Origin of the sequence: Afipia sp. GAS231 (assembly GCF_900103365.1) — a bacterium.
GTDB lineage: Bacteria > Pseudomonadota > Alphaproteobacteria > Rhizobiales > Xanthobacteraceae > Bradyrhizobium.
The window spans coordinates 224,360-251,267 of the sequence record NZ_LT629703.1; the positions used below are offsets into that span (position 1 = coordinate 224,360).

The window sequence follows — 26,908 nt, forward strand, 5'->3', positions numbered from 1 at the left end:
GGTCAGCCCGCCGGCGGCCGTCCCGGCGCGACGCGCGGCAGGACGATGCTGATTTTCGTGCCCTCGCCGGGCGCGCTGTCGAGGTGAAGCTCGCCGCCGAGCCGATTGGTCACGATGTTGTGGACGATATGCAGGCCGAGCCCGATGCGGCCACCATCGCGGCGCGTGGTGAAGAACGGATTGAAGGCCTGACGGCGCACGTCGAGGCTCATGCCGCAGCCGTCGTCGGCAAACATGACTTCAATATGGTCCATGCCCGAAGCCCGCAGCCCGACATTGATATTGCCACCCTTGCCGTCCGGAAAGGCGTGCATCACCGAATTGAGAAAGAGATTGGTCAACGCCTGACCATAGGGACCGGGATAGCTGTCCATGGTCAGGCCGGGCTGGCAGTCGACATGGAGCGTCACGTTGTTTTTCGGCAGCGCCGGACGCAGGCCCGCCAGCACCTCGACCGTGAACTCGCCGGCATCGAAATGGCGCTGATCCAGATAGCTTCTGTCTACCGTGACCTGCTTGAACGACTGCACCATCTCGGCCGCGCGATTGAGGTTGGCGACCAGCAGCGCCGAGGCATCCTCGACGACTTCGATGAATTCGTTCAGGCTCGATCGCTTCAAGCCGCCGCGGGCGACTTCGGCCGCGAACGCCGCGCACTTGCGCTCCAGTACGGACGCCACCGTCAGGCTGGTACCGACGGGGCTGTTGATCTCGTGGGCAACACCCGCCACCAGCCGGCCTAACGCTGCGAGCTTCTCCGCCTCGATCAGCGAGGCCTGGGTCTCCTGCAAATGGTGCAGCGCCGCCTCGGCGGCATCGCGCGCGCCGCGGATCTCGCGCTCGCTGCGCTTGCGCTCGGTGATCTCCTCGGCGGCGACGTTGACGCCGACGATGTTGCCGTTCGGCCCGCGTTGCGGATGCCAGTAGGTGATCCAGCAGCGATCCTCATTCTGGCCCGTGCGCTGGCCGTTGACCTCGATGCCGGTCACGGGGTCGCCGGTCTCCATGATCGATCGCACGATGGCCTCGACCGCGTCTGCGAGCGCCGGCACGCAGTCGCGCACCGTGCGCCCGAGATGCCCCTCGACCGAGATCCCGCAGATCTCGGTGAGGCGCTGGTTGATCTGCAGATAGCGGCAGTCCGGCGAGAGATAGGCAAGGCCGATCGGCGCGGTGTCATAGATCAACTGCAGCGCCGGCTGCTTTGGAAATTGCACTTCCTGGACAACTGACGATCGCATGTCATGCCCCCATACTCGCGCAGGTTAGCCGATCACGGCTGAGTGCAATAGTCCCAATAACCCTGCACCATGGCCGGATCGACCGTGGCGGCCGGCCAGATTGCCAACGACCGGTCTCAGCGGTTGCGCGACGCGGCCGGCGCTTGCTGCTTGCGCAACGCGGCGGCCGAGCGACGCACCACCTCGGAAATCTGCAGAAGCTGATTGGCCAGCGGGCTGGTCTTGCGCCAGATCATGCCGATGGTTCGCGACGGTTTTGGGTTCTCGAACCGCGCGACGGAAACCTGTGCCGAGCGCGTCTCCACCGTAACCGCCATTTCCGGGATCAAGGTGACGCCGATGCCGGCGCTGACCATCTGAACGAGCGTCGACAGCGAGCTGCCATCCAGCAGCTCCCGCGGCAGCGCCGAGTGGCGATTGCAGAACGACAGCGCCTGATCGCGGAAACAATGGCCCTCCTCCAGCAGCAGCAGCCGCATCTTGCTCAGCGTTTCGCCATTCGGGACCGGCTTGCCTTCGTCCTCGCCCGGCCGGACCAGCACGAAATCCTCGGCAAACAGCGCAATCTCGGTGAACGACGGCTCCGACACCGGTAGTGCTACGATAGCGGCGTCGATCCGCCCCTCCGCCAATTCCCCGATCAGCGTGCCCGTCACGGTCTCCCGGACATGAAGGTCGAGGCCGGCATAGGTGCGCGTGAGGTTGCCGATGATGGCCGGCAGCAGATAGGGCGCCACCGTCGGAATCACGCCGATGCGTAAGCGCCCGACCAGGCCGTCCTGCGAGACCCGCGCCAGATCCTGCAGTTCATCGACCGAACGCAGGATGTCGCGAACGCGCAGCGCGAACGCTTCGCCAAAGCCGGTCAGGCGGACCTGTCGCGCGCCGCGTTCGAACAGGGCCGCGCCGAGTTCGCCCTCCAGTTCCTTGATCTGCATCGACAGCGCCGGCTGCGAGATCGCGCAGGCATCGGCGGCGCGCCCGAAATGGCCATGGCGCGCCAGGGCCTCGAAGTAACGCAGTTGCTTGAAGGTCAGGTTGTTCATAATCGCAGCTTATCACGGCAATCAGTAAATCACACTTAAGCTGATGAAATGACCGTGCTAGAACCCTTCAAATTGGGGACGGGTTAGCCGACGTCACCCCGGCGTCACGGGCACCGTCCACACACAAGTTCAGTCAGCGAAGCCAAGATTCAACGAAGATCGGGAGAGATATATGGACGGAAATGATGGCAAGAACGCCGGCAAATGCCCGGTCATGCACGGGGCAAGCAGCCAACACACCAACCGCGACTGGTGGCCGAACCAGCTTAACCTCAGCGTTCTCCATCAGCACTCGCCCCTGTCCAACCCGATGGGCGAGACGTTCAACTACGCCGAAGAGTTCAAGAAGCTCGACCTCGAAGCGCTGCGGAAGGACCTGCATGCGCTGATGACGGACTCGCAGGAGTGGTGGCCGGCCGATTTCGGCCATTACGGGCCGCTGTTCATCCGCATGGCCTGGCACAGCGCGGGCACCTACCGCATCGGTGACGGCCGCGGCGGCGCCGGCGCCGGACAGCAGCGTTTCGCGCCGCTCAACAGCTGGCCCGACAACGTCAACCTCGACAAGGCGCGCCGGCTGCTGTGGCCGATCAAGCAGAAGTACGGCAAGAAGATCTCGTGGGCCGACCTGATGATCCTCGCCGGCAACGTCGCGCTGGAGTCGATGGGCTTCAAGACGTTTGGTTTTGCGGGTGGCCGCGCCGACGTCTGGGAACCCGAAGAGGACATCTACTGGGGTTCCGAAGGCAAGTGGCTCGACGACAAACGCTACAGCGGCGACCGCGATCTCGAGAACCCGCTCGGCGCCGTGCAGATGGGCCTGATCTACGTCAACCCGGAAGGTCCGAACGGCAAGCCCGACCCGATCGCCGCCGCCCGCGATATCCGCGAGACCTTCGCGCGGATGGCGATGAACGACGAGGAAACCGTCGCCCTGATCGCCGGCGGCCATAGCTTCGGCAAGACCCATGGCGCCGGCGATGCGACGCTGGTCGGCCCGGAGCCGGAAGGCGGCAGCATTGAGCAGCAGGGCTTGGGCTGGGCCAGCTCCTACGGCAAGGGGCTGGGCGCTGACACCATCTCCAGCGGCATCGAGGTCACCTGGACCACGACGCCGACCAAGTGGAGCAACAACTTCTTCGACAACCTGTTCGGCTTCGAATGGGAATTGACCAAGAGCCCGGCCGGCGCCCATCAGTGGACGCCGAAGAACGGCGGCGGCGCAGGTTCGGTGCCGGATGCCTACGACAAGTCCAAGCGTCACTCGCCGTCGATGCTGACCACCGACCTCTCGCTGCGGCTCGACCCGGCTTACGCAAAAATCTCGAAGCGCTTCCACGAGCATCCGGATCAGTTTGCCGACGCGTTTGCCCGCGCCTGGTACAAGCTGACCCACCGCGACATGGGCCCGATCGTGCGCTACCTCGGCCCGCTGGTGCCGAAGGAAGAACTGCTGTGGCAGGACCCGATTCCGGCGGTCAATCATGAACTGATCGGCGAAGCTGATATTGCCGCGCTGAAGGCCAAGGTCCTGGCCTCCGGCCTGTCGGTGTCCGAACTGGTCTCGACCGCCTGGGCCTCGGCCTCGACGTTCCGCGGCTCCGACAAGCGCGGTGGCGCCAATGGCGCCCGCGTGCGCCTGGCGCCGCAGAAGGACTGGGAGGTCAACCAGCCGGCCCAGTTGTCCAAGGTGCTGGCCAAGCTCGAAGCGATCCAGAAGGAGTTCGGCAAGAAAGTCTCGCTGGCCGACCTGATCGTGCTCGGCGGTGCTGCTGCCATCGAAAAGGCGGCCAAGGACGGCGGCAACGACGTCAAGGTGCCGTTCACGCCGGGCCGTATGGACGCGTCACAGGAGAAGACCGACGCGCATTCGTTCGCGCCGCTCGAGCCCACCGCTGACGGCTTCCGCAACTACAGCCGCGGCAAGCAGCGCGTCTCCGCCGAAGAGCAGCTGGTCGACAAGGCGCAGTTGCTGACGCTGACCGCACCCGAGATGACCGCCCTGCTCGGCGGCCTGCGCGTGCTCGACGTCAACACCTCCTCCAAGCACGGCGTCCTCACCAAGAAGCCGGGGACGCTGACCAACGACTTCTTCGTCAACCTGCTCGACATGAGCACGGTGTGGAAGCCTGTCTCGGACGCCCAGGACGTGTTCGAGGGACGCGATCGCAAGACCGGCGCCGTGAAGTGGACCGGCACCCGCGTCGATCTGATCTTCGGCTCGCACTCCCAGCTCCGGGCGTTCGCCGAAGTCTATGCCTGCAGCGACTCCAAGGCCCAGTTCGTGCGCGACTTCGTCGCCGCCTGGACCAAGGTGATGAACGCGGATCGCTTCGATATCGCGGCCTGATCCGGCCAAACGACGTTCGGGCGCGGCTGACACCAGCCGCGCCCGATTTTTTTTGGAGCTGTGTTTGGCCTGCGATCAGCCGGCAAACGCCTTTTCCAGATCGGCGATGATGATCTTTTGCATCTTCAGCATCGCCTGCATGGCCCGCCCGGCCTTGGCGCGATCGGGATCGCCGAGACAGCGGCCGAGCGCTTTCGGGACCACCTGCCAGGACAGGCCGAATTTATCCTTCAGCCATCCGCACTTCGATTCCTCGCCGCCGTCGGCGGTCAACTTGTCCCAGAAATAGTCGACTTCCTGCTGGGTATCGACGCTGATGAAGAACGAGATCGCCTCGTTAAACCGGTATTTGGGACCGCCGTTCAGCGCGTTGAACTTTTGTCCCTCCAGTTCGAAGCTCGCCATGAAGTCGTTGACGACCTCGACCTTGGCATTGGGAAAAACCGATTTGTAGAACGCAACGGCCTCGGGAACATTGTTGTCGAACCAGAGGAAGGGCGTGATCGAGGTCAAGATGGAACTCCTTGCGCGTTGCAGTGGTTGCGACCGACCGGTGCGGGGCCGTTGTAACGACGGATGAAGGTGGCGCAATTCGACACGTCGGCGGAAATTATTTTTCGGTGCGTTCTCAGGGCGACGGGAACTCGATCGCGATCTTGCCGAAGTGACCGCCGCGCTCCATCAGCCTCAAGGCCTCCGGCACTTCGCCGAAATCGAAGGTGCGATCGATTACCGGCCTGAGGCCGCTGCGCTCGATCGCCGCGGCCATGCCTTCGAACATCCTGCGGCTGCCGACCGACAGGCCGATGACGTGCAGGTTCTTGCTGAACAACATCGGGATTGTGATTTCCTGTGCGAAGCCCGACAGCACGCCGATCACTAGAATGGTGCCGCCAACCCGCGCCGCCTCGATCGACTGTCGGAACGTATCCTTGCCGCCGACCTCGACGACGTGGTCGACGCCTCCGCCGGCCCAATCCGCCGCGGCCTTGCCCCACTCGGGAACCGCGCGGTAATTGATGGTATGGTCGGCGCCGAGCGCCTTGGCACGTTCCAGTTTTTGATCGCTCGACGAGGTCACGATCACGGTCGCGCCGGCGAGTTTGGCGAACTGCAAGGCGAAGATCGACACCCCGCCGGTGCCCTGTACCAGCACGGTCTCGCCGGGGCGAAGCTGCGCCTCCTCGAACAGCGCGCGCCAGGCGGTGAGCCCCGCGCACGGCAGCGCTGCTGCTTCCACAAAATTCAGGTGAGATGGAATGCGGGTGACGCCTTCGGCGTTCAGCACCATCACCTCCTGCAACACCCCCGGCCGGGTACCGCCGAGCGCCAGCCGCCGGTTGGCCGCTGAGGGCCCGCCATCGAACCAGGACTGAAAGAACATCGGGCAGACCCGGTCGCCCACCGCGACACGTGTAACGCCGTCACCAACAGCGATGACTTCGCCCGCGCCGTCCGAGAACGGGATCAGCGGCAGCCTGGTGACGCCACCCTTTCCCTGCACCGTCAGCAGGTCTCGGTAATTGAGCGAGGCTGCGCGGATTCGGACCGCGACTTCACCCGCGCCCGGTTCCGGCACCGGCCGTTGAGCCAATTCCAAACCGTCAATCGACCACTCGCGCGCGACTTGCCAGATCCTTGCTTCGACCAACCTGTTCACCCGACTTTCATCAATGCGCTTCTGATCGCCATGAAGATCCCGCCGATATCCTTTCGGATGGTATCGAGGCTGGCGAAATGTTCGAAGACCTGCGCCAATCTCTCGTCGATCTCGCGCTTGCTGGTGGAAAGCTGCTCCAGGCGCGATTCAAGGCTATTGGCGCCGTGCTGCTCAATTTCAGTGAGGGTTTTCAGCACGACCTCGCGAATGCCATGCACGTCCGCGATCATCGACTCGATCCCGAATTCCGGTGCTTGCAGGGGCGTCAGGTCAGCCTGCGCCTTCGTCAGTTCTTGCTTGAAGCGGTTCAGCGTCGTGAACGAGGATTCCAGCGTCGAGAGGCGCAGCCGGGCCGCAAGGACGAATTCGTTCAGCGCGTTCTGGCGATCGATCAGGCTCTTGCCGTTCGCATCCGTCTCCACCTCGGCAATCGAACGCTCCAGATGGGTCTGACGCTGCTTGAGCTCGCCAAAGTCCAGGCTGAGTGTTTCCAGAATGTTGAAGCAATCATCAAGCCGCGCGACCTTCTGCTCGATCTCCATCTTGTTTCTGGAAAGCGCTTCGACGTGGCTGCTGATCGTTTCGCCATTCTTCCATTCGAATTCATCGATCCGTTTGCTCAGTTGTTCATAGGCCGGGCGCAGCTCGTCGATCACGGCGTAGATGCCGATGCCCTGCGCCTGCAGCGGCCCTAGCTCGGCGTTGGTCTTGTCGAGATCATCCTTGTGCCGGTTCAGCGTCGTCAGCGACTCCTGCAGCACGGTCAGCCGCTTTTGGATCGCCAGCACCTCTCCGCCGATTTCCTGCAGGCGATCGGCCAGATTTTGCTTGTTGTCGTCGACCTCGAGTTTCGCAAGCGACCGTTCGAGCTGGCGCTGGCGATCCTTGATCTCGGCGAATACCGGCTCGGTCACCCGCCGCCTTTCAGCGACCTCGCCGACCGTCTCGCGAAGGGTCTGCTGCCGGCGCCGGATGTCGTCCAGTTGTTCTTCGATATCGGTGGCTTCGTTTTGGCTCTGCTGCAATGCAACCTTCTGCTCGGTCTCCACCAGCCGTTTCTGGAGCGCGGCAATGGCTTCCTGGGGCGTGCTGTCGACGAGATGCTGGACCACCCCGTCGAAGTGATTTTGCAATCCGTGGGCGACGACCATGTCATCCCGGGCGCCCTTCAGCCGGGCACGCAACAGTCGCAAGGATTCATCCTGGCGCGACATCCGGCGGGAAAGGAAGATGCTGGTTCCGATCAGCGCGATCGCCATCACGACGATAAAGCCGGCCGCCCAACGCTGCCCTTGCGGCAATTCGAGGAAATGGGCCGACAGCCGGCCGAGATCGTAGCCAAATCCCTGCTGCGCCACGACCGCAATCAGGGCCAGAAAACATACCCACGCGAACACAAACAGCAGCCACATCGTGAATTCCTCACTTCGGCAACGCAAAGAACGGCTAATTGCTATTTGAGACGTCGGTCCAGATCAAGCGCGGGAACCGCTGGATACCTGCGGCGGGGTGTCTAAAATCGCTCCGGATCGCGACGAGGTTAACTGGCGCCAGCCTGCCCGGGCGTCCGTGGATGGCCTGCAATGGGGGACAGAGCGGTGGGCGGCCCTAGTCGACCTTCACATTGGCGTCGCGGATCATCGGCCACCATTTCGCGATCTCGGCCTTTTGCCAGGCGCCGAGTGCGTCCGGCGTGAGCTGGTCCTTTGGCGGCATCTGCAGGCCGAGGTTCTCGAGCTGCTTGCGCACCGCGGGATCGTTGAGGGCTTCGACGGCAGCGGCATTCAGCTTTGTGACGATCTCCTTTGGCGTGTCCTTGGGCACCCACAGGCCGGACCACAGCGTCATGTGAAATCCCGGCAGACCCGCCTCGTCCACGGTCGGAATGTCGGCCGCGGAGGAGACGCGCTTGTCGTCGGTGACGGCATAGGCGCGGATGTTGCCGGCGCGGACCTGCGCGATCGAATTGGAGGTCTGGTCGACGATCAGGTCGATCTGGCCGGCGACGAGATCGTTCATGGCGGGCGCGGTGCCGCGATACGGCACATATTGCAGTTTGATGCCGGTGACGTTTTCGAAGTAGAGCCCGGCGATGTGGCTTCCGGAACCGGCGCCGGCGGTGCCCGCCGTCGGCGGCTTCGGCTGCGCCTTCAGCCAGGCCAGAAACTCCTTCAGCGATTTCGCCGGCACCGCGTTCTTGCTGACGATGATCATCGGATTGCTCGGCAGCAGCGCCACCGGCTCGAGATCGGCGACGAGGTCGTAGCCGAGCTTGTAGATCGCGCCATTGGCGACATGGGTGCCGAGATGGCCGAACGAGATGGTGTAACCGTCGGGCGGTGAACGCACCGCGCGGCCGACGCCGATCGATCCGCCCGCCCCGGTCACGTTTTCGATCAGGAGCACTTCGCCGAGCGTCGTCTTCATCCGCTCGGCAAGAATGCGTGCCATCGCATCCGACGGCCCGCCGGCGGCGAACGGCACGATGATGGTGATGGGACGCGAGGGATAATTCTCGGCATGGGCGGCGCTACTGAAAGCCAGCAACGCAAGGACAGCCAGAACGATCTTTCGCATCTAATTACTCCGACGCATTTGTTTGCTCCTCATGGTGAGGAGCGCGAAGCGCGTCTCGAACCATGAAGGCCACCGAACTCGCCGCCATCCTTCGAGACGGCGCTTCGCGCCTCCTCAGGATGAGGATCTCAGAGGTTTGCGTAGTCGATCGGCTTGTGGCGATCGAGCGTGCGCGTGACCGGCGGCAAGGGATACTTAAGCCCTGTCGCGCAATTGAACAGCATCACGCGATCATTTTTCGTGACGCGTCCATCGCTGAGGCTTTCCTTGTAGGCGGCGTAGGTCGCAGCCCCCTCCGGACACAGCAACAGCCCCTCCTCGCGCGCCACTTCGTTGAGCGCAGCAGAAATCTTCTCATCCGGGACCGCAATGGCGAAACCCTTGCTCTCGCGGACCGCGCGCAGGATCAGAAAATCTCCGACCGCCTGCGGCACGCGAATGCCCGAAGCGATGGTGTGCGCATCTTCCCAGCGCGGCGCGTGCTCGGTGCCTGCTTCAAAAGCGCGCACCATCGGCGCACAGCCCGACGCCTGCACCGCGACCATACGCGGGCGTTTGCTGCCAATGAAGCCGATCGCTTCGAGTTCGGCGAACGCCTTCCACATCCCGATCAGGCCGGTGCCGCCGCCGGTCGGATAGAAGATCACGTCGGGCACTTCCCAGCCGAGCTGTTCGGCGAGTTCCAGCCCCATCGTCTTCTTGCCTTCGATCCGGTACGGCTCCTTCAGCGTCGAGGTATCGAACCAGCCGGCCTTGGCCTTGCCCTCGCCGACGATCTTGCCGCAATCGTCGATCAGCCCATTGACGCGATAGACGGTGGCGCCCTGCAGCTCGATCTCGCTGACGTTCACCTCCGGCGTATCGGCCGGGCAGAAGATCGTGGTCCTGATGCCGCACGAGGTCGCATAGGCCGCCAGCGCAGCACCGGCATTGCCGTTGGTCGGCATCGCCATGTGCTTGATGCCGAGCGCCTTGCCCATCGACACCGCCATGACCAGGCCGCGGGCCTTGAACGATCCGGTCGGCAAGCGGCCTTCATCCTTGACGATGATCTCGCCGCCGCCGAGTTTTTTGCCGAGCTTCGGCAATCGGATCAGCGGTGTCGTGACTTCGCCGAGGCTGACGATATCGGAAACTTTCCGCACCGGCAGCATCTCGCGGTAGCGCCACATGTCGGCCGGCCTCTGTGCCAGCGCGTCCTTGGTCAGCGCCTTCTTCACGCCGGCGAGGTCGTAGCGCACCAGCAGCGGCTTGCCCGCTTTCGAAAGGTTATGGATCTGGTCGGCGGGATAATGATCGCCTTCCATCGCGCATTCGAGATGGGTCACGAACGTCGGACGTTCGATGGTGAGGTTGTCATTGTCTTTCACGGGAGGGCTCTCTTTTCTTGCGTCATTGCGAGGAGCGAAGCGACGAAGCAATCCAGTCTTTCTTGACGCAGCAAGATGGATTGCACCGCTTCGCTCGCAATGACGGGGATAGACCTTACATATTCAACACACGGCCATACGCGTCGAGCACCGCTTCCTTCATCATCTCCGACAGGGTCGGATGCGGGAAGATCGTGTGCATCAGTTCTTCTTCGGTGGTCTCGAGATTCATCGCGACCACATAGCCCTGGATCAGTTCGGTGACTTCGGCGCCGACCATGTGCGCACCCAGCAATTGCCCGGTCTTCTTGTCGAAGATCACCTTGACCAGGCCCTGGTCCTCGCCGAGCGCGATCGCCTTGCCGTTGCCGACGAACGGGAAACGACCGACCCGGATTTCGCGACCGCCCTCCTTCGCCCTGGCCTCGGTCAATCCCACCGACGCGACCTGCGGATGGCAGTAGGTGCAGCCCGGGATCAGGTTCTTGTCCATGGCGTGCGGGTGAAGTCCCTTGATGGCTTCGATGCAGACCACGCCTTCATGCTCGGCCTTGTGGGCCAGCATCGGCGGTCCCGCGACATCGCCGATGGCGTAGATGCCTGATACGTTGGTCTTGCCGTAGCCGTCGATCACGACGCAGCCGCGATCGGTCTTGACGCCGAGCTTTTCGAGACCGAGGCCCTCGATATTGCCGACCACGCCGACCGCGGAGATCACCCGATCGAACTCGACCGTCTCAGGCTTCTTGCCGTCGTCGATGGTGGCGACGACGCTGTCGGCCTTCTTGTCCAGTTTTGTGACCTTGGTGTTGGAGAGGATCTTGATGCCTTGCTTCTCCAGCTGCTTGCGCGCCAGGCCTGCGATCTCGGCATCCTCGACCGGAAGGATCTGCGGCAGCACTTCGACCACGGTGACGGCGGCGCCCATGGTGTGGAAGAACGATGCGAACTCGATGCCGATCGCGCCGGAGCCGACCACCAGCAGCGACTTCGGCATTTTCTCCGGCACCATCGCCTCGAAATAGGTCCAGACCAGTTTCTTGTCGGGCTCCAGCCCCGGCAGCACGCGCGGCCGCGCGCCGGTGGCGAGGATGATGTGTTTGGCCTGGTAGGCGCCCTCGCCCAGCGCGCCCTTCGGCGCCTCGACGGCGGATTTCTTCACAGTGACCTTGCCGGGCGCGTCGATCGAGGCGTCGCCCCAGATCACCGTCACTTTGTTCTTCTTCATCAGGAAGCCGACGCCGTCATTAAGGCGCTTCGAGACGCCGCGCGAGCGCGCCACCACGGCCTTCGGGTCGAACGACACGTTGTCGGCCGACAGCCCGTAATCCTTGGCGTGCTTCATGTAGTGGTAGATCTCGGCCGAGCGCAGCAGCGCCTTGGTCGGGATGCAACCCCAGTTCAGGCAGATGCCGCCGAGATAGGATTTTTCGATAATCGCGGTCTTCAGGCCGAGCTGGGCGGCGCGGATCGCGGTGACGTAGCCGCCAGGGCCGGAGCCGATGATGATGACGTCGAAGGATGTATCGGCCATGGCTATGCGCTCGTTCTCATCGTTCAACCGGACTTCCGCTTCCGTCATTGCGAGGAGCACTTGCGACGAAACAATCCATACTTCCGGCGGTGAATGGATTGCTTCGCTGCGCTCGCAATGACTGACGTCACACCATCATCATGACGGGATTTTCGATCAGCCGTCTGAAGGCGCCGATCAACTCGGCGCCGAGCGCGCCGTCGATGGCACGGTGATCGCAGGACAGCGTCGCACTCATGACATGCGCGGCCTCGACCTTGCCGTTGCGCACCACCGCCCGCTCCTCGCTGGCGCCGACCGCGAGGATGGTCGACTGCGGCGGGTTGATCACGGCGGTGAAGTGGCTGATGCCGAACATGCCGAGGTTGGAAACCGCCGACGTGCCGCCCTGGTATTCCTGCGGCTTGAGCTTTCGCGTGCGGGCGCGCGCCGCGAGGTCTTTCATCTCGTTCGAGATCGTCGAGAGCGACTTGGTCTCGGCATTGCGAATGATCGGTGTGATCAGACCGCCGGGCATCGCGACCGCGACGCCGACGTCGGAATGCTTGTGCTTGAGCATGCCGGCTTCGGTCCAGCTGACATTGCAGTTCGGTACCTGCTGCAGGGCGACCGCGAGCGCCTTGATGACGAAGTCGTTGACCGAGAGCTTGTAGAGCGGTTTCTTTTCCTTGTCCTTCGGCGCAGCGGCATTGATCTGTTCGCGCGCGTCGAGCAGCCGGCCGATATCGCAGTCGATGGTGAGATAGAACGTCGGTATAGACTGCGTGGCCGCCGTCAGGCGTTGCGCGATGGTCCGGCGCATGCCGTCATGCGGCACGGTTTCGTAGGAGCCCGGCTCAAACAGCGAGAGGATCTGCTGGTCGCTCATCGCCGGCGCAATCGCAGGCGCGCCACCCGGGCTCGGTGCTGCCGCCGGCGCCTTCAGGCCCTTGCCAGATTTTGCGTCGGCGACGTCGCGGGCGACGATACGGCCGTGCGGGCCGGAGCCGGTGATGCGGCCGATCTCGATGCCGGCTTCCTTGGCGAGACGCCGGGCCAGCGGTGACGAGAACACCCGGGCGTGGCCGTTGGCTTGCGTGGTGGCTTGCGCCGCCGGTGCGGCAGCCTGCGGCGCTGGAGCCGGTGCGGCGGGCTTCGGCGCAGGAGCTGCGGCAACAGGCGCTGCTGCCGGCGCCGGTTGCGCGGCCGGGGCCGCTGCAGCCTTCGGCGCGGGTGCCGCGCCGGCCGCCTTCACGTCCTCGCCATCGCCAGCCAGTACGGCGATGATATCGTTGACCGGCACATCCTGCGTGCCTTCGGGCACCAGAATTCTGGCGATCGTGCCTTCGTCAACCGCCTCGACCTCCATCGTCGCCTTGTCGGTCTCGATCTCCGCGATCACGTCGCCGGACTTGACCTTGTCGCCCTCTTTCTTGAGCCACTTGGCAAGATTGCCCTTTTCCATGGTGGGCGACAGCGCGGGCATCAAAATGTTGATCGGCATTGTCAGTGACCTTGTTGCGACCGCGGCGTGGTCGAGCCCACGTCGGTCGGACGATTGATTTCGGCTTCGAACATATCGACGATGCGCCCCAGCGCCTCGTCCTCGGTGTATTCGGCCTCGCGTCCATAGGCGCGCGCGGCGTGGCGGGCGATATCGACCAGCAGCAAGCCCCACATATCAGGCTCCTCGAACGCGCGCTGAAACGCAATCGAGAGCCCGCCATCGACCACGAACGCGCGCAACACTTCGATCGCGTCCTCGCGGCCGATCACGTCAGGCGGCAGTGGCTGTTCGTTGGGACCAGCCATGAACTTTACCGATACGACACGGCTTTGGCGGCCGCGACCACGTCGGCCACGGTGGGCAGTGCGAGCTTTTCGAGGTTCGCGGCATACGGCATCGGCACGTCCTTGCCCGACACCCGCGCCACCGGCGCATCCAGATAATCGAAGGCATGTTCCATGATGCGGGCGGCGATCTCGGCGCCGACGCCGCTCTGTTGCCAGCCCTCTTCCACCGTCACCGCGCGGCCGGTCTTCTTGACCGAGGCGACGATGGTCTCGGTATCCATCGGGCGCAGCGTGCGCAGGTCGATCACCTCGGCCTCGATGCCTTCCTTGGCGAGTTCGTCGGCGGCCTTCAAGGCATAGGACATGCCGTTCGACCACGAGATCAGGGTTACATGGCCACCGGAGCGGACAATCCGCGCCTTGCCGATCGGGATCACGTAATCGTCGAGCTTCGGCACCTCGCCGGTGTGGCCGTAGAGCATTTCGTTTTCGAGGAAGATCACCGGATTGGGATCGCGGATCGCGGCCTTCAACAGCCCCTTGTAGTCGGCGGCCGAATACGGTGCGACCACCTTCAAGCCGGGTACTTGCGAATACCAGGCCGAGTAGTCCTGGCTATGCTGGGCAGCGACGCGGGACGCAGCCCCGTTCGGACCGCGGAACACCATCTGGCAGGTCATCTGGCCGCCCGACATGTACAGCGTCTTGGCCGCGGAATTGATGATATGGTCGATCGCCTGCATGGCGAAGTTGAAGGTCATGAATTCGACGATCGGCTTCAGTCCGGCCATCGCCGCACCGACGCCGATGCCGGCGAAACCATGCTCGGTGATCGGCGTATCGATGACGCGCTTGTCGCCGAATTCCTGCAGCAGACCCTGGGTGACCTTGTAGGCGCCCTGATATTCCGCGACCTCTTCGCCCATGATGAAGACATCAGGGTCGCGCCGCATTTCTTCGGCCATCGCGTCACGCAAGGCTTCGCGGATGGTCATCGTCACCATCTCGGTGCCGGCGGGCACTTCCGGATCGGGTTCGGCGACGGCAGCGGCCGGTGCCGCGTGCGCCGCCGGCTGAGGCGCTTCCGCCTTGGCTGCGGGCGCCTCGGCCTTCTCCTGCTTTGCGGGCGCCGCCGCCGGCGCCTTGTCGAGATCGGCGGCGCTCTCGCCATCCGACAGAATGGTCGCGATCGGGGTGTTGACGGCCACGTCGGCCGTGCCCTCGGCGATCAGGATCCTGCCGAGCGTGCCCTCATCGGTCGCCTCGACTTCCATCGTCGCCTTGTCGGTTTCGATCTCGGCGATGACATCGCCGGACTTGATGGTCTCGCCTTCCTTTTTCAGCCACTTGGCAAGGTTGCCCTTTTCCATGGTGGGCGACAGCGCAGGCATCAACACTTGAATGGGCATATCTGCTCCCGAAGTCAGTCTTACGTTTTGGTCTGCGCGGTAGAATTAGCGATAGATATCGGTCCAAAGCTCGGACGGATCCGGCTCGGCATCGTGCTGGGCGAAATCCGCGGACGCGTTGACGATCTCGCGCACCTCGGCGTCGATGGCCTTCAACTCCTGCTCGGTGACCTTGGCCGCCAGCAGGCGGTTGCGCACCTGCTCGATCGGGTCCTGGTCGTTGCGGACCTTCTCGACCTCTTCACGGGTGCGGTACTTGGCCGGATCCGACATCGAGTGACCGCGGTAGCGATAGGTCTGCATTTCCAGGATGAACGGGCCCTTGCCGGCGCGGCACCAGGCGACAGCTTCATCGCCCGCGGCCTTGACGGCGCGAACGTCCATGCCGTCGACCTGCTGGCCGGGAATATTGAAGGAGATGCCGCGCTTGGAGAAATCGGTCTGCGCCGAGGAGCGCGTCACCGAGGTGCCCATGGCGTAACGGTTGTTTTCGATGACGTAGATCACCGGGAGCTTCCACAGCTCCGCCATGTTGAAGCTTTCGTAGACCTGGCCCTGGTTCGAGGCGCCGTCACCGAAATAGGCCAGGCTGACGGCATCATTGCCGCGATAGCGGTTGGCGAAAGCGAGACCGGTGCCGAGCGAAACCTGGGCGCCGACGATGCCGTGGCCGCCGTAAAAATTCTTCTCCTTGCTGAACATGTGCATGGAGCCGCCCTTGCCCTTGGAATAGCCGCCCCGGCGTCCGGTCAGTTCAGCCATCACGCCGTTGGCTTCCATGCCACATGCCAGCATGTGGCCGTGGTCGCGGTATCCGGTTATGACCTGATCGCCCTTTTTCAGAGCCATCTGCATACCGACAACGATGGCTTCCTGGCCGATATAGAGGTGGCAGAAGCCGCCGATCGCACCCATGCCGTAGAGCTGGCCGGCCTTTTCCTCAAAGCGGCGGATCAACAGCATGTCCCGGAGTGCGGCCAGTTCCTGCGCCCTGGTGAATTCCGGTGGGGACGACCCCTTTGCCTTCTCCTGCCCTGCTTCCTTCTCAACGCTTTTCTTGGGTGCGGCCATGGCAATTCCGGATGAGAGAGACGATCAGCCCTCTCTATCTCAACTCAAACCGCCGTGAAAGGATTGCGTGCGCTGGAGAAAATATTGCTATGCCGCACTGCAACGAGACGCGACATTTTCGAAATTGATTTTGCAGATTTTTGAAATTTGCGGACGAACCTTCCACGCCGTCCTGACGTGCACGCCCTTGCGTGCGTCAGCGTGGCGTGACGGTCCGGACGAGGTCGCGCGGATTGGCGTAGTCGAGCTGGAAGCGCGCGCGCTCGTCCAGCATGTCGGGGTCGACCCGGTCCGACCGCAGCAGCGAAACCCGCTGCTCGCCCTGCGCCCGCTCCCGCTTCAGCCGCGCCAATTCCGATGTCAGCGCGATGATCTCCTGATCGAGCTCCTGGCGCGCGTTCAGCCCGTATTTGCCGGTATAGGCGTTGACGCCGAAATAGCCGACCATCAGCGCCGCCATCGTGTAGAGGGCGAGCCCGGTAAGCAGCGATTTCAGTCGGGTGCGGGAGACCATGGCGCCAAGATGCGACGGTCTGGTTAAGAGAATGCTAAGAGCAACGTCCCCGCGTAAAAACTAGGCAATTCGACCGTCATTACGATCGAAGGCCCATCCCCGTCACTGCCTGCAACAAACGCGACGCGTTTGTGCAAGGGAGCGAAGCGACGAAGCAATCCAGCCCTTCAAAAAGAAAGACTGGATTGCTTCGCTTCGCTCGCAATGACGCGGAAAGAGTTCGGCCCGCTCTTACCGATGCTGCTTCTCAACAAACGCCGCAAAGGCGTCGATGTACTGCTGCAACACCTTCTGCAACGATTCCTTGGTGCACTGGCCCTTGTCGTCAAAGGCATCGCCGACGCCGTTCAGGTAGATTTCGGGCTGTGCCATGATCGGACCGGTGATGCCCGGCAGGATGTTCTGCAGGTGCTTGGCCGCGCTGACGCCGCCGAGCGGGCCCGGGGAATTCGAGACGATGCCGACCGGCTTGCCGAGGAACGAACTCTTGCCGTAGGGCCGCGAGCCGACGTCGATGGCGTTCTTCAGCACGCCGGGGATCGAGCGGTTATATTCCGGGGTTACGAACAGGACGCCGTGCGACTTTTGCAGCTTTTCCCGGAACGCGGTCCAATCGGCCGGGGGTGCGGCTTCCTCGTCCTGGCTGAAGTTGGAAATCCCCTGCGGGGTCATGACCTCGAGCTTCAGCGACGCCGGCGCCAGCTTGGCCAGTGCATTGGCGATCTTGAGCGAGAAGCTCTCCTTGCGAAGACTGCCGGCGATGGTGACGATGGTGTGGGTGGCCATTGAATTTTCCCTCGTGAAGCTGAAACGTCCGGCGCGCACTTAAGCCAGATCGGCAAAAAGATGCAAGTGCATGAAACGAGCAATTTTGGAAACGTTGGGTTCGCGCAATGGTGACCCAAACAAACAGGCCGCCCTTCGGGCGGCCTGCGAAGTCGTCGGGACCACCAATAGCCCTCAGCCCCCTCAGCCCTTGGCGGGGTTGATCAGGAATTTCTCGCCGGTGGCGCGCTTGTTGTAGACGGCGATGTTGGACATCTGCAGCACTTCGGGCAGCGACACCACCTGGGTGTAATGGCTGGCGAAGGTGGTCTTCAACTCGGACGCCACGCGCTGGCGCAACCGGCCGATGTCGGCCGGGCCGATCTTCTGCAGGAACGGCGTCAACAGCCAGCCGCTGACCGCCCAGGTCAGGCCAAACGCCCGGCTCAATTCGGTCGGACCGGTGTTGAGGCTGCCGTAGATATAGACCTGCTTGAACACGCTCGAACCGTAGCGGCTGTACTCCTTGGCGGTCTTGTTGGCCGCGATTTCCATCGCGGTCAGGATCTGGCTGGCGAGCTTGCCGCCGCCGATGGCGTCGAACGCGATGGTGGCGCCAGTCTCAACCAGCGCGTTGGTCAAATCGTCCATGAAGGTCGGCGCAGTGGAATCGACGACATGCTTGGCGCCGATCTTGTGCAGGATGTCGGCCTGCTCCTTGCTGCGGACGATGTTGACGAGGCCGATGCCGTCCTTGAGGCAGATCTTGTTGAGCATCTGCCCGAGGTTGGAGGCTGCCGCGGTATGTACCAGCGCCTTGTGGTTCTCGCGCCGCATGGTCTCGGTCATGCCAAGCGCCGTCAGCGGATTGACGAACCACGACGCGCCGTCGGCAGCGGTGGCGCCGGCCGGCAGCTCCATCACGTCCCTCACCTTCATGGTGCGATATTGCGAGTACATCGCGCCGCCGATGGCGGAGACCGTCTTGCCCATCAGCGCCTTGGCGGCATCCGACGATCCGGTCCGGACCACCGTTCCGGCGCCCTCGTTGCCGACCGGCAGCGATTGATCGAGCCGCGCGCCCATCATCTTCACCGCTGCGTCCGGCATCTTCGCGGTGATCACGGGAGCGTCTTTCGAACCGGAGACGACCGCGGTCGACATGTCGGCCGGACCGATCAGGAGCCCGAGATCGGACGGGTTGATCGGCGTCGCCTCGATGCGGACCACGACTTCGTCCTCGGCCGGCTCGGGCGTCGGGATATTCATCAGCGACAGTTCGAGTTCGCCGCTCTTCTTGAGCAGCGAACGCAGTTGCAGCCCGGTCTTGCCGTCACTCATCGCAAATCCTCCCGTTTGTATTTGTTATATCTGGATGCGCCGGCGCCTTACGCCAGTGCCTTGAACACCGATTTGCCGGCATATTTCGCCTGCGCGCCCAACTGCTGCTCGATGCGCAGCAACTGGTTGTACTTGGCGGTACGGTCGGAGCGCGCCAGCGAGCCGGTTTTGATCTGGCCGCAATTGGTGGCGACGGCGAGGTCGGCGATGGTGGAATCCTCGGTCTCGCCGGAGCGATGCGACATCACAGAGGTGTAGCCGGCCTTGTGGGCCATCTCGACCGAAGCGAGCGTCTCCGTCAGCGTGCCGATCTGGTTGACCTTGATCAGGATCGAATTGGCGCGGCCATTCTTGATGCCGTCGGCAAGGCGCGTGACGTTGGTGACGAACAGGTCGTCGCCGACCAGTTGGCACTTGCTGCCGATGATGTCGGTCAACTCCTTCCAGCCGTCCATGTCGTCCTCGGACATGCCGTCCTCGATCGAAATGATCGGATAGCGCGCGACCAGATCGGCAAGATATTTTGCCTGCTCGGAGCGCGAGCGGGTCTTGTTCTCGCCGCCATAGACGTAAGCGCCATCCTTGAAGAACTCGGTCGCGGCGCAATCGAGCCCGAGCATGACGTCCTTGCCGGCGGTGTAGCCGGCCTTGCCGATGGCGCCGACCACGAAATCGAGCGCAGCATCCGCCGACGGCAGGTTCGGCGCAAAGCCGCCCTCGTCGCCGACATTGGTGTTGTGGCCGGCCTTCTTCAGTTCGCCGCGCAATGTATGGAAGATTTCCGAGCCGCAGCGCAGCGCTTCGGCAAACGTCGCCGCGCCGACCGGCAGGATCATGAATTCCTGGAAGTCGATCGGGTTGTCGGCATGCATGCCACCATTGATGATGTTCATCATCGGAACCGGCAGGGTACGCGCCGAGGTGCCGCCGACATAGCGATAGAGTGGCATGTCGAAGGATTCGGCCGCCGCCTTGGCGCAGGCCAGCGAAACGCCGAGGATGGCGTTGGCACCAAGCCGGCTCTTGTTCGGCGTGCCGTCGAGGTCGATCATGATCTGGTCGATCTGGACTTGTTCCTCGACCGCCTGGTCGCTCAGCGCCTCGAAGATTTCGCCATTGACGGCTTCGACCGCCTTCTGCACGCCCTTGCCGAGATAGCGGTTCTTGTCGCCGTCCCGCAGTTCCACCGCCTCATGGGCGCCGGTCGAGGCGCCGGAGGGCACCGCGGCGCGGCCGATCGAGCCGTCTTCCAGCACCACATCGACTTCAACGGTGGGATTGCCGCGGCTATCGAGAATTTCGCGGCCGATGATGTCGACGATGGCGGTCATGGGAGCCTCATGGGATTGGCGGGTAAGGACGTTTGGCGCTGCTTCTACAGCAAGGTTGCGGTGCGGAAAAGGCCGCCCTCGCCCGTGACGCTGGCGGCCGAATTGTCTAATACGGCCGCAACGGAGATCCCTGATGTCGAAATCCCCCGCTAAAGCCAAGAAGTCGTCAGCCGGCCTGCAACTCGGCCGCGCCGTGCAATGGCCGGATAGCCCGGAAAAGGCCAAACTCGACCGCGTTCCCAATCCGCAGGCCGACACCAATTACGTGGTCCGCTTCACTGCGCCGGAATTCACCTCGCTCTGTCCGGTCACCGGCCAGCCGGATTTCGCGCATCTGATGATCGATTACGTGCCCGGAAGCTGGCTGCTCGAGTCCAAATCGCTGAAACTTTATGTCGCCAGCTTCCGCAACCACGGCGCGTTCCACGAGGATTGCACCGTCATGATCGGCAAGCGCATCGCCGCCGAGATCAAGCCGAAATACCTGCGCATCGGCGGTTACTGGTATCCGCGCGGCGGCATCCCGATCGACGTGTTCTGGCAGACCGGCAAACTACCCAAGGGCATGTGGATGCCCGATCAGGGCGTCGCGCCCTATCGCGGGCGAGGTTAGACCGAACGGCTGGTTGAACCGAACGGCCGGCCGTTCCGACCACCGCACATGCCAATCTCGCCCTCCGTCGTCATCCGACTTTCCACAACTCTCTGCCTGTTGGGGATGCTTTCGAGCGCCTCCGCCGCGCCGGCCTCATCCGAGGACCGCTATATTGCTACGCGCGATGCCGCGATCGAAAAAATCTCGAAGCTGTATGACGACAGCAAGGGCGACGAGGCCACCAAGGCCGAAGAGGCTGCCACAGCAGATCTTCTCGCACAGCTGAAGGTGATCCTGGCCGAAGGCGATCGCCAGGGCTTTGGCCCGGCCAAGCCGAATATCGGAAGCTACTACGAGGGCGACGAAGACTTCGGAACGCTGGACGGCCTGCGCTTCGAGTCCCTGCTCGGCGAGAACGGACAGAAGGCCGGCAGCACCGGCAAGAACGACAAGTACATCGAGCCGAAGTCGCAGATCGTCGTCACCACGGGAACGATGTTCGAGCGCTGGCTGCGCGCCCACAAGGAAATTCCGCAAGCGACAACCAAGGCGCTCGGCGACGAAAGCGCCTACACAAGGGCGATCTCGAACGGCTCGGCGGTGGTCAAATTCGCTTCGCTGCCGATTGCAAAACCTTCCGGTGCGACGTTTGCCTACGCCATGCTCGCGGCGCGGACCCAATCCGAAATGCCCGATGCCTCGGGTGAAGTGATCGTTGCCGCCATCGCCAACGGCGAGGTCTATGTCGCCGAGGGATCGATCACGCCAAAGGTCAGGGTTGCGGCCTGCGTTGCCCAGAAGAAAGCCAAGCCGGAGGACGACGAGGCCTATGCGCGCTGCTTCAGGCAGCGCGCGCCCAAGGAACCTGCCTTCAGGCAAGCGATCGCGCAGGCTCAGGCCCTGCTGACTGCTGCCCTTGGAAGATAGCTAGACATCCGCGATGAACCGAACAACCTGTCATTTCGACCACCGCACATGAAAAATCCAGCTTCCGTCGTCATCCGACTGGCCGCTGCATCCTGCCTGCTGGGGATGCTTTCGAACGCCAACGCCGCACCCGTCTCGCCCGAGGACCGCTACATCGCGGCGCGCGACGCTGCGATCGCGAAAATCTCGAAACTGTATGACGCTAAAAAGGACGATGAGGCCGAGAAGGCCGAAAAGGCTGCCGGCCCCGATCTCTTCGCGCAGATGAAGGCGATTTTGGCCGAACCCGATCGCAAGGGATTTGGCCCGGCCAAACTCAACCTCGACGCCTACTCCAAGGGCGACCAGGGCTTTGGCCTGCTCGACGGCCTGCGCTACGACTCACTCGTCGGCGAAAACGGCGAGAAGGCCGGCGAAAACGGCGCCGACGGCAAGTATGTCGAACCGAAGTCGCACATCATCGTCACGACGCAGTCGCTGCTGGAGCGCTGGTTGCGCGGACACAAGGACTGGTGGGGCAAGAACACCGCGGACGTCAAGAACGTATCGCCGCAGACGGCAACGGCGCTGAAGGAAGAAGCGTTCTACACCCAGGCGATTTCGACGGACGCAGCGGTGATCAACTTCAACGAATTGCCGATCGCCAAACCGACTTCCGCTACCCTTGCCGTTGCGATGTTGAGCGGACGAACCCAGGACACCGCGCCCGAAGCGGCGGATGAAGTGTTCGTTTCGGCGCTGGCGAACGGCAAGGCTTACGTCGCCTACAGCACGATCAAGCCCAAGGTGGAAATCCCGGCCTGCCTGGCGATCAAGGCCGACTACAACAAGAAGGCCGAAAAGGCTGGCGATGATCTCAATTCCAATCGCATCGGCAAGAAGGCCTACGACAAGCTCCCCGACTTCAGGCAGCAAGGCGAAGACGCCTACAAGAAGTGCTTCACCCAGCGCGCCCCGCAACAGCCGTCATTCGCCGAAGCAACCAGGCAGGCGCAGGTGCTGCTGGCGGAGGCAATCGAAAAATAGCGCGCGCTAGGGCGCGACGTCGGGCCTCGCCGCCGCGTCCGCCGGCCGCGTCTGACGCAACAGCTTCGCGCAGACAAAGCCGAGCGCGATGATGACAGCGGCGGCGGCGAGCAAGGTCGGGGTCTTACCGGCGTGCAGGATGCCGAAGCCGTAGGCGATCGGCCCGATGGTCTGGCCCATGAAGAAGAAAAACGAATGCAACGACAGCGCGGTCGCGCGCGCTTCCACCGACAGCTCGCTGGCGAACACCTGCAGGCAGCCGTGGATCATGTAGAAACCCCAGCCCATGAAGATCAGGCTCAGGGTTTGCAGTTTCCATCCCGGTCCCGCCGCGACCGCCATGAGCTGCAGCCCGACCAGTGCAGCGCCTGCGATCATCATGCCGTTGACGCCGATCCTCGGGAGCAACCGCGAAACGGTCAGCGTGTAGACCAGGCCGCCGATAGCAAAGCCCGCGATCACGATGCCGGCGATCGAGAGCGAGGTTTCGCCGAGATCGAACAGGAACGATGCGATATAGGGAAACAGGCCGAGCACGCAGCAGCCCTCGAGGAACACCGCCGCGTAACAAAAGACATTGGGATTGGCGAAGATGGTGCGGTAGCCATGGCGCAGCGCCGCAAGGTTGGTCCTGGGCGGCTGCGTCAGCGCGGCGCCGCGAAAACCCATGAGGACCGCGGCGGAGGCGACGATGACCAACACGCCGAGCACGGCCAACACGCCGCGCCAGCCCAGGAAATCGCCGATCAGGCCCGAGACCGATGCGCCCAGCAGGTTGCCGGTCATCGAACCCATCAGCGTGCGGCCGATCGCGATCTGCCGTTTTTCGGGCCCGACCAGATCGCTGGTGAGACTGAGCGCCACCGGAAATACGCCGCCGGAGCCAATGCCGGCCAGAATCCGCGAGGCGAACAATAGCCAGAACGAGGTCGACATCGCGCCGAGGATGTTGGCAACGCCGAGCAGCATCAGGCACACCACCATCAGCCGCGCCTTGCCGAACAGGTCGGCGGCCGCACCCAGCACCGGCTGGATGATCGCGAACGTGAAGGCGAAGACGGAGGCGAAGCTTGCTGCGGTCGCGATGCTGATACCGAAATCGTCGGCGACGTGCGGCAACACCGGATCGAGGGCGCGCGCCGACAGGCTGGCCGCGAAGGTCGCAAGCGTGATGATGTTGAGCGCCGGCGGCAGACGGCTCGACGCGGTCACGATCGTAACCGCGGCATCAACTGATCGGCTTCTTGACGAGATTTTTGGCGAGTGCGTCGAATCCCATCAGGGTTTTTATCAGCGCTTCGAAGTCCCGCAGCGGCACCATGTTGGGACCATCCGACGGCGCGTGATCGGGATCGGGATGGGTTTCGATGAAGACCCCGGCGACGCCGACCGCGACCGCCGCCCGCGCCAGCACCGGCACGAACTCACGCTCGCCGCCGGATGAGGCACCCTTCCCGCCCGGCTGTTGCACCGAGTGGGTGGCGTCAAAAATAACCGGCGCGCCGGTCGTGCGCGCCAGGATCGGCAGCGCGCGCATGTCGGATACCAGCGTGTTGTAGCCAAAGGACGCGCCGCGCTCGGTGACCAGTACGTTCGGATTGCCGCCGCCGGTAATTTTGGCAACGACATTCGCCATGTCCCACGGCGCCAGGAACTGGCCCTTCTTGATGTTGACGACCTTGCCGGTCGCGGCCGCGGCGAGCAGCAAATCGGTCTGCCGGCACAGGAAGGCCGGGATCTGCAGCACGTCCACCGCCTGCGCCACCTCGGCACATTGCGTGGCCTCGTGCACGTCGGTGAGCACAGGCAATCCCAGCGAGGAGCGGATCTCGGCAAAGATCGGCAGCGCCTGGGCGAGCCCGATGCCGCGCGCGGCGGTGCCGCTGGTGCGGTTGGCCTTGTCGAACGAGGTCTTGTAGACGAGGCCGATCTTGAGCCGTGTCGCGATCTCTTTCAGCGCGCCCGCCACTTCCAGCGCATGCGCCCGGCTCTCGAGCTGGCACGGTCCGGCAATGATCGACATCGACAGATCGTTGCCGAATTTGACCGGGCCGACGGACACGATTGGCGCAGCTGGTGAATTGACGTTCAAGGGATTTTCCTTCTTCCGGCGCGGACCATGCCGGTCCGCGCTATCAGGATCAACCCCGTAAGGCCCCTGAATATCAGGGTTGCGTAGCCGGTTACTTCACCGACGAGAATGGCGTCGGCACCAGCAATTGACTGACGATGTTGTCGATGATCTGGCCGCCTTCCTCAGACTTGGCCCGCCCGGCGATCCAGTCGGGATCGGACTGAAATGCCGTCCATTTCTTTTCGCGATCGGCGAGCGAATCCCAGGCCACGAAATAGGTCAGTTCCTGATTGGAGGTGCCGATCAGCGTGGTGAAGAACCCGGCCTGCTTGATGCCGTGCTTTTCCCACAGCTTCAGCGTGAGCGTGTCGAAGCGTTTCATCAGTGCCGGCAGGCGGCCCGGCAGACAGCGATAGACGCGCATTTCCATAATCATCGGCTTCACTCCCTCGATTTATTGTTCTTGCAGGTCACGGGAGCGGTTTGTCGCAACAATTGGCGCGTTCGTCAAAGACAACCGGTGGTGGGGATCAAACCAGCCGCGACTGCACCACCGCCGCCTGAACGAACGACGCGAACAAGGGATGCGGCTCGAACGGCCGCGACTTCAGTTCGGGGTGGAATTGCACGCCGATAAACCAGGGATGGTCCTCGTATTCGACGATCTCCGGCAACACGCCGTCGGGCGAGAGCCCCGAGAAGCGCAGGCCGTGCTGCTCGAGCCGGTCCTTGTAGGCGGTGTTGACCTCGTAGCGATGACGGTGGCGTTCCGAAATCTCGGTGGCGCCGCCGTAGACCTGCGATACCCGGCTGCCGCGGTTCAGCGCCGCCGGATAGGCGCCGAGCCGCATGGTGCCGCCGAGGTCGCCGACCTTCGAGCGCTTTTCGAGCTCGTTGCCGCGCAGCCATTCCGTCATCAGGCCGACCAGCGGCTCTTTCGTTGGACCGAACTCGGTGGAGTTGGCGTCCTCGATGCCGACCAGATTGCGCGCGGCTTCGATCACAGCCATCTGCATCCCGAAACAGATGCCGAAATACGGCACGTTGCGCTCCCGGGCGAACTGCGCCGCGCGGATCTTGCCCTCGGCACCGCGCTGGCCGAAGCCGCCGGGCACCAGGATGCCGTTGACGTGTTCGAGGAACGGCGCCGGATCCTCGTGCTCGAACACCTCGCTCTCGATCCAGTCGAGATTGACCTTCACCTTGTTGGCGATGCCGCCATGCGACAGCGCCTCGATCAGCGATTTGTAGGCGTCCTTCATGCCGGTGTACTTGCCGACGATGGCAATGGTCACGGCGCCTTCGGGGTTGCGAACACGTTCGTTGATGACGTTCCAGCTCTGCAGTGCCGGCGGAATTTTCGGCGTGATGCCGAATGCGGCCAGCACTTCGTCATCGAGGCCGGCGGCGTGATAGGCCTCGGGCACGGCGTAGATGTTGTCGACGTCCCGCGCCTCGATGACGGCGCTTTCGCGCACGTTGCAGAACAGGCCGAGCTTGCGCCGCTCTTCCTTCGGAATTTCCCGATCGGTGCGGCACAGCAGGATGTCCGGCTGGATACCGATCGAGCGAAGTTCCTTGACCGAGTGTTGCGTCGGCTTGGTCTTGAGTTCGCCGGCGCTCGGAATGAACGGCAGCAGCGTCAGATGAATGTAAACGGCGTGTTCGCGCGGCAGCTCGTTCTTGAGCTGGCGGATCGCCTCGAAGAACGGCAGGCCCTCGATGTCGCCGACGGTGCCGCCGATCTCGACCAGCACGAAATCGTATTCATCGTTGCCCGAAAGCACGAATTCCTTGATCGCGTTGGTGACGTGCGGCACCACCTGGATAGTCGCGCCGAGATAATCGCCGCGGCGTTCCTTGGTGATGATGTCCTGGTAGATGCGCCCGGTGGTGATGTTGTCGGCCTTGGTGGCCGGCCGGCCGGTGAAACGCTCGTAATGGCCGAGATCGAGATCGGTCTCGGCGCCGTCATCGGTCACGAACACTTCGCCGTGCTGATACGGCGACATCGTTCCGGGATCGAGGTTGAGATAGGGGTCGAGCTTTCGGAGACGGACCTTGTACCCGCGGGACTGCAGCAGGGCACCGAGTGCCGCTGAAGCCAGACCCTTTCCGAGCGAAGAAACCACGCCGCCGGTGATGAATATGTACCGCGCCATGGGACTCAACCTTTAAGGCCACTGCCCCGATTCGCAAAAACGAATCGCTGACCTGGGCAAACTATTTGCCGGGCTGTGGGTGACGTGAAATTTAAAGCGATATCAGAGCATTGATGGGAAGTTCTGATGCAGGACAGTAGAC

At 63.2% G+C, this 26,908-nt stretch carries 24 protein-coding genes; 4 read left to right on the plus strand and 20 right to left on the minus strand.

The window, feature by feature from the left end:
• Positions 1-2 precede the first annotated feature (2 nt).
• Complete coding sequence (locus BLS26_RS01000; RefSeq protein WP_092507640.1) at positions 3-1,241, minus strand: ATP-binding protein; 1,239 nt, start codon at positions 1,239-1,241, stop codon at positions 3-5.
• Positions 1,242-1,357: 116 nt separating this feature from the next.
• Positions 1,358-2,287 (minus strand): hydrogen peroxide-inducible genes activator, encoded by a 930-nt coding sequence (locus tag BLS26_RS01005; protein WP_092507642.1) that lies wholly within the window; start codon positions 2,285-2,287, stop codon positions 1,358-1,360.
• Positions 2,288-2,459: 172 nt separating this feature from the next.
• On the opposite strand from BLS26_RS01005, the gene katG reads away from it, so the two are divergent.
• Complete coding sequence (katG, locus tag BLS26_RS01010; RefSeq protein ID WP_092507644.1) at positions 2,460-4,637, plus strand: catalase/peroxidase HPI; 2,178 nt, start codon at positions 2,460-2,462, stop codon at positions 4,635-4,637.
• A gap of 75 nt (positions 4,638-4,712) precedes the next feature.
• Here katG and BLS26_RS01015 read toward each other — a convergent pair whose 3' ends face one another.
• The 14 genes from BLS26_RS01015 to eno all read right to left on the minus strand — a co-directional run bounded on the left by BLS26_RS01015 (position 4,713) and on the right by eno (position 19,982).
• Positions 4,713-5,150 carry a VOC family protein gene (locus BLS26_RS01015; protein ID WP_092507646.1) on the minus strand — a complete coding sequence of 146 codons (438 nt, stop codon included), beginning with the start codon at positions 5,148-5,150 and terminating at the stop codon, positions 4,713-4,715.
• Positions 5,151-5,265: 115 nt separating this feature from the next.
• A complete protein-coding gene (locus BLS26_RS01020) occupies positions 5,266-6,297 on the minus strand; it encodes an NAD(P)-dependent alcohol dehydrogenase (RefSeq protein ID WP_244541806.1) in 1,032 nt (343 codons plus the stop codon).
• The gene (locus tag BLS26_RS01025) at positions 6,294-7,556 is read right to left on the minus strand and encodes a hypothetical protein (RefSeq protein WP_244541807.1); all 1,263 of its coding nucleotides are present in this window, start codon (positions 7,554-7,556) and stop codon (positions 6,294-6,296) included. The genes BLS26_RS01020 and BLS26_RS01025 overlap by 4 nt, the downstream gene beginning before the upstream one ends.
• A 349-nt stretch (positions 7,557-7,905) precedes the next feature.
• The gene (locus tag BLS26_RS01030; protein ID WP_092507650.1) at positions 7,906-8,874 is read right to left on the minus strand and encodes a tripartite tricarboxylate transporter substrate binding protein BugD; all 969 of its coding nucleotides are present in this window, start codon (positions 8,872-8,874) and stop codon (positions 7,906-7,908) included.
• A 128-nt stretch (positions 8,875-9,002) separates the two neighbouring features.
• The gene (locus BLS26_RS01035) at positions 9,003-10,244 is read right to left on the minus strand and encodes a threonine synthase (protein ID WP_092507652.1); all 1,242 of its coding nucleotides are present in this window, start codon (positions 10,242-10,244) and stop codon (positions 9,003-9,005) included.
• 115 nt (positions 10,245-10,359) lie between these two features.
• Complete coding sequence (lpdA, locus tag BLS26_RS01040) at positions 10,360-11,778, minus strand: dihydrolipoyl dehydrogenase (protein ID WP_092517477.1); 1,419 nt, start codon at positions 11,776-11,778, stop codon at positions 10,360-10,362.
• Positions 11,779-11,905: 127 nt separating this feature from the next.
• A complete protein-coding gene (locus tag BLS26_RS01045; protein WP_092507654.1) occupies positions 11,906-13,261 on the minus strand; it encodes a pyruvate dehydrogenase complex dihydrolipoamide acetyltransferase in 1,356 nt (451 codons plus the stop codon).
• Positions 13,262-13,263: 2 nt separating this feature from the next.
• Positions 13,264-13,569 carry a DUF5076 domain-containing protein gene (locus tag BLS26_RS01050; protein WP_092507656.1) on the minus strand — a complete coding sequence of 102 codons (306 nt, stop codon included), beginning with the start codon at positions 13,567-13,569 and terminating at the stop codon, positions 13,264-13,266.
• A gap of 5 nt (positions 13,570-13,574) precedes the next feature.
• Entirely contained in the window at positions 13,575-14,960 is a 1,386-nt protein-coding gene (locus tag BLS26_RS01055) for a pyruvate dehydrogenase complex E1 component subunit beta (protein ID WP_092507658.1), read from the minus strand.
• A gap of 45 nt (positions 14,961-15,005) precedes the next feature.
• Entirely contained in the window at positions 15,006-16,031 is a 1,026-nt protein-coding gene (pdhA, locus tag BLS26_RS01060) for a pyruvate dehydrogenase (acetyl-transferring) E1 component subunit alpha (RefSeq protein ID WP_092507660.1), read from the minus strand.
• A gap of 196 nt (positions 16,032-16,227) precedes the next feature.
• A complete protein-coding gene (locus tag BLS26_RS01065) occupies positions 16,228-16,545 on the minus strand; it encodes a septum formation initiator family protein (RefSeq protein WP_092507662.1) in 318 nt (105 codons plus the stop codon).
• Between the two features lie 231 nt (positions 16,546-16,776).
• Complete coding sequence (locus BLS26_RS01070) at positions 16,777-17,331, minus strand: NADPH-dependent FMN reductase (RefSeq protein WP_092507664.1); 555 nt, start codon at positions 17,329-17,331, stop codon at positions 16,777-16,779.
• 183 nt (positions 17,332-17,514) lie between these two features.
• Positions 17,515-18,651 (minus strand): zinc-binding dehydrogenase, encoded by a 1,137-nt coding sequence (locus BLS26_RS01075; protein ID WP_092507666.1) that lies wholly within the window; start codon positions 18,649-18,651, stop codon positions 17,515-17,517.
• 47 nt (positions 18,652-18,698) lie between these two features.
• Complete coding sequence (gene eno / locus BLS26_RS01080) at positions 18,699-19,982, minus strand: phosphopyruvate hydratase (protein WP_092507668.1); 1,284 nt, start codon at positions 19,980-19,982, stop codon at positions 18,699-18,701.
• A 133-nt stretch (positions 19,983-20,115) separates the two neighbouring features.
• On the opposite strand from eno, the gene queF reads away from it, so the two are divergent.
• The 3 genes from queF (at position 20,116) to BLS26_RS01095 (ending at position 22,530) form a co-directional block, all read left to right on the plus strand.
• Positions 20,116-20,595, plus strand: coding sequence for a preQ(1) synthase (gene queF / locus BLS26_RS01085; protein WP_092507670.1), 480 nt, complete (start codon positions 20,116-20,118; stop codon positions 20,593-20,595).
• Between the two features lie 105 nt (positions 20,596-20,700).
• The gene (locus BLS26_RS01090; RefSeq protein ID WP_092507672.1) at positions 20,701-21,504 is read left to right on the plus strand and encodes a hypothetical protein; all 804 of its coding nucleotides are present in this window, start codon (positions 20,701-20,703) and stop codon (positions 21,502-21,504) included.
• Positions 21,505-21,552: 48 nt separating this feature from the next.
• Positions 21,553-22,530, plus strand: a complete 978-nt coding sequence (locus BLS26_RS01095) for a hypothetical protein (protein ID WP_092507674.1) — start codon at positions 21,553-21,555, stop codon at positions 22,528-22,530.
• Positions 22,531-22,536: 6 nt separating this feature from the next.
• On the opposite strand, the gene BLS26_RS01100 is transcribed toward BLS26_RS01095, so the two are convergent.
• From BLS26_RS01100 to BLS26_RS01115, 4 genes are all read right to left on the minus strand, one after another.
• Positions 22,537-23,742, minus strand: a complete 1,206-nt coding sequence (locus BLS26_RS01100) for an MFS transporter (RefSeq protein WP_092507676.1) — start codon at positions 23,740-23,742, stop codon at positions 22,537-22,539.
• Positions 23,743-23,758: 16 nt separating this feature from the next.
• The gene (gene kdsA / locus BLS26_RS01105) at positions 23,759-24,622 is read right to left on the minus strand and encodes a 3-deoxy-8-phosphooctulonate synthase (protein WP_092507678.1); all 864 of its coding nucleotides are present in this window, start codon (positions 24,620-24,622) and stop codon (positions 23,759-23,761) included.
• A 91-nt stretch (positions 24,623-24,713) separates the two neighbouring features.
• Complete coding sequence (locus BLS26_RS01110; protein ID WP_092517479.1) at positions 24,714-25,040, minus strand: NIPSNAP family protein; 327 nt, start codon at positions 25,038-25,040, stop codon at positions 24,714-24,716.
• A 94-nt stretch (positions 25,041-25,134) separates the two neighbouring features.
• A complete protein-coding gene (locus BLS26_RS01115) occupies positions 25,135-26,766 on the minus strand; it encodes a CTP synthase (protein WP_092507680.1) in 1,632 nt (543 codons plus the stop codon).
• Between the last annotated feature and the right edge of the window lie 142 nt (positions 26,767-26,908).